At 69.2% G+C, this 3,341-nt stretch carries 4 protein-coding genes; 2 read left to right on the forward strand and 2 right to left on the reverse strand.

The window, feature by feature from the left end:
• Positions 1-902 (reverse strand): DNA/RNA helicase domain-containing protein (locus VR44_RS29095; protein WP_245692407.1); only part of this gene is annotated, 902 nt, incomplete at its 3' end.
• Positions 803-1,756: a hypothetical protein gene (locus VR44_RS47675; protein ID WP_245692409.1), complete on the reverse strand. Its 954-nt coding sequence runs from the start codon at positions 1,754-1,756 to the stop codon at positions 803-805. The genes VR44_RS47675 and VR44_RS29095, both read right to left, overlap by 100 nt.
• Positions 1,757-2,554: 798 nt before the next feature.
• Between VR44_RS47675 and VR44_RS45360 the strand changes: the two genes are divergently transcribed.
• Both VR44_RS45360 and VR44_RS29105 read left to right on the forward strand, forming a co-directional pair.
• The gene (locus VR44_RS45360) at positions 2,555-2,782 is read left to right on the forward strand and encodes a hypothetical protein (protein ID WP_157880431.1); all 228 of its coding nucleotides are present in this window, start codon (positions 2,555-2,557) and stop codon (positions 2,780-2,782) included.
• Positions 2,776-3,153, forward strand: coding sequence for a hypothetical protein (locus tag VR44_RS29105; RefSeq protein ID WP_045950599.1), 378 nt, complete (start codon positions 2,776-2,778; stop codon positions 3,151-3,153). The genes VR44_RS45360 and VR44_RS29105 overlap by 7 nt, the downstream gene beginning before the upstream one ends.
• Positions 3,154-3,341 lie beyond the last annotated feature (188 nt).

The raw sequence follows: 3,341 nt of genomic DNA on the forward strand, positions 1-3,341 counted from the left end.
CCGATGATCTGAAAGAAACGGCCTAGCCGATTGAGCATGTGCTGCGACGGGGCGTGGGTGTGGTAGATGCGGGTTGCGCTGGCGCCACGTGTGAGAAGGACGCGGTAGGTGTTCAGCGCGTAGCGCAGGTATTCCTCGGGCGGCAGGTGCTTGAGGGTGTTGTCGTGGCTCCGTTCGGGGTGTGCGACCCAGCGGTCGTCCTCCCAGGTGAGGTCGTCGCCGATGATGACGCCGGCGTGCTGGTACTCGAGGCCTTGGGCGGTGTAGACGCAGCCGATCTGCTGGTGTCCGCCCCTGTGGCTGGCCCAGAGCCGGCTGGCCGGCGCTGTCACGATGCCGTCGGGGGTGATGACGCGCGTGGCCGCGTTCCAGGCGGCCTGCCAGAGTCGGTTCGTGCCCGTGGCCGGATCTCTGTGCTCGATCCTGACCTCGGGCTTCAGGATCCCGTTCTTGCGTACCGTGCGGTCCCAGGTCCAGCAGAACCCAGCGGCGGTGCGGGCGAGGATCCCGTTGCGGGTGGAGGTGTCGATCCACTGCTGGAGGGCGAAAGGGTCGGGGGCGGTGTCGAGGTCGTATCCTTCGGGGCCGGACCACGGCGCCGGGGTGCCGTAGAGGAGAGCGTCGACCCAGTCGGTGTAGGCCTTCGAACCCCTGCAGCGGAACGATTCCCGTAGCTCGTGCGCGCGGTGGCGGCGGCCGTGCCGGTGGGCGATCCGGCGGATGTCCTCGACGGTGAAGCCTTCTCCGGGCCGGATGACCTGCCGTTCGTCCAGGAAGACGACCACGATCGGGACGCGGGCTATCAGCCGCTCCAGCGTCGCGGCGGGCGAGTGCCGGTCGTGGGCCAGGCGCTGCGCTTCGTCGAGGATGACGACGCGGGCACGGCCGGCGGCCGAGTCCAGGGTGTGCGTGGACGGGAAGTCGCGATGAGGGTCTTGCCGCTGCCGGGTCCACCCTGAACGGTGATCACGGTTCCAGGCCCGCCGGGGTCGGCAGCCAGGGCGGCGACGCGGTCGCGGACCTCGACGTAAGCGTGCTGCTGGCTGCCGACGAGCGCGAACGAGGACTTGCCGAACAGGCTCTGCGCGATCCGCTGCTGCAGACCGGCTGAGGGCGTCCACTCGATCCCCTCGAAGGACCGAACCAGTCCGTCTTCGGCCGGAGACACGTCGGCGCACCCCAACAGTCCGGCCAGAGCCTCCCCGTCCGCCTGGAGGTCCTCACGGCCCAGTACCGGAACGGGATCGGCCCCAGCACTGCTCGGTCCGAGGGCGCGCACGTCTTCCTCTGAGGCGTTGTGAAGTACCACACGAGCCCGTATCTCCAGCGATGGGGCGTCCGCGGGTCTCCAGTCGTCGAAGAAGGCCCGGTACGAAGCGATCTGAGCGACCGGGTGCACCACCACCTCACCGTCCGAACGCCGCACCATCCCTGCGCTGACCGGAACTGAGCCGGCCCACTGTTTCAACTCCACCAGGACCACGACCAGCACTCCGTCCGCCCGCTGACCGAGCAGCAGGGCGTCGATCCGCCGCGCGGCGCCCGGGGTCCCGTACTCCAGGTACAGGCGTAATCCGCCGAGTCCGGCCCGCTCCAGGGCGGCAAACAGCGGTGGCCACGAGTTGCGCCAACTGCGCTGCTCGCTCGCATCGGGCGTTCCGAACCCGGCCGCCGTGTATCGCCGGACACACTCTGCGAAGAACGCCGGATCCTCCCGCAGTGCGCTGGCCAGCTCGGCGACCGTCCCGGCCGCCACACATGCGACCCGGCCCTGCTGATTCCCGTACCACCCGGCCGAGTCGCCGGCGATAACCCCGTGAACCATTGCCATCCTCCGTCCACCGCCTGCCCGGATCTCCTGACGGCATCCGCTGCTGACCGGCCCCCAGGCACCGGGGCAGCCGCAGGGCGGCGCCGCCCCTGTCTTGACGTCGGTAAAAGTACGCCAAGACGGAGTCCTGGTCCCATAGAATCCCAGGTCAAGTAGCATGCTCCCCGCGCCTGCGGGGATGACCCCCACTCCAAGGTCGCTATTGAGACGCAGAGCGCATGCTCCCCGCACCTGTTGCGGGGATGACCCCACCTCCACGTATTGGTTCGCGGCGGTGGCGATGACGCTCCCCGCCCCTGCGGGGATGACCCCAAGGCGATGACAGCGGCGAAGAAGTACGCCTCATGCTCCCCGCACCTGTGGGGATGGCCCCTGCACATTGCGCGGGTGTTGGGAAGTGCTGGACTGCTTGGTGAAACATGCCGGGATCAGCCCAAGCTGGCAATGGACGTCCAGTACCTGGGCGTCCGCCCCGGGGCAAGAGAGGTGAGCGTCGCCCCCGAGAGAGGCTCGTGGCCGAGTCAGGCCGTTGCCGTCAGCCATGCCAGGAGGCGCCGCAGGGTCAGGGATGCCGTGGGGTCCCGGTTTGCTGGGGCACGTGCTCGGTCAGGTCCGATCGGATACGGGCTGGAATGCCTGAACCGCTTGCTGTTGTTCGCCGTCCGCAGGTTCTGCGCCGTCCCGGGGTTCTTCCCGCGGTTCGGCGGAGGCCATCATGGACGGGTGAATCCTCGTGACCTCGACCTCGTCATCGCCGCCGTCCATGCTGTCGGCCCTTGTCCTGCCGGGGAGGAGGCTGCCTGGACCGACCAGGTACGTGAGCGCGCGGTGAGCCTGTACGTGCTGGGTGACACGGTGGCCCAGGACATCGCCCGGCTGGACGCGGCGAAGCAGTTCACGGCGACGCTGCTGGACGTACGGGTCGAGGCGAAAGCACACGCGGGGTGCTGATCCTGCGCAACACCTCGGGCGAGCTGGAGCAGCCGATCCGCACCGACCGCGGTGACTCCGAGGCCGGGCGGGCCATGATCGAACGTGCCCGCGCGCTGGTCGGGCACCGGGTCCGGGTCTACCGGCTTAACGAGCGGATGGCGTCCAACGCCAAGCTGGAGGTGCGCATCGTCGTCCACCTCGCCGACTACGGGCTCGACACCGACCCGATCCACGAGAACTCCGCCAAGCAGAACGTCCTGGCCGCGGCGGAGGGCGACACCGCTGTGGCGCAGCACGCCTGGGCAGAGGCGGGCCTGCCGGAATCGGGCTCCGTGACGGTACGACAGCTCGCCGACGCCCTGGCCCGCCTCCCGCACGCCAACGGCTGACCCCCCGTCGAGGCCGGCCCGGGCCTCGGCGGGTCCGGTGTCGGGATTCTCGTACGGTCGTGCACTACTGCCGGGGATGCCGCCTGGGTAGCTGCGGTGGTACTCGTTGATCTCATCACTAGTGTGGGTGTTGACGAGCGCGTCACCGCGCTCCTGGCTCCCACAGGCGCGAGCCCTGTCCGACCTGA

The sequence above is a fragment of the Streptomyces katrae genome (assembly GCF_000966975.1).
Classification (GTDB): domain Bacteria; phylum Actinomycetota; class Actinomycetes; order Streptomycetales; family Streptomycetaceae; genus Streptomyces; species Streptomyces katrae.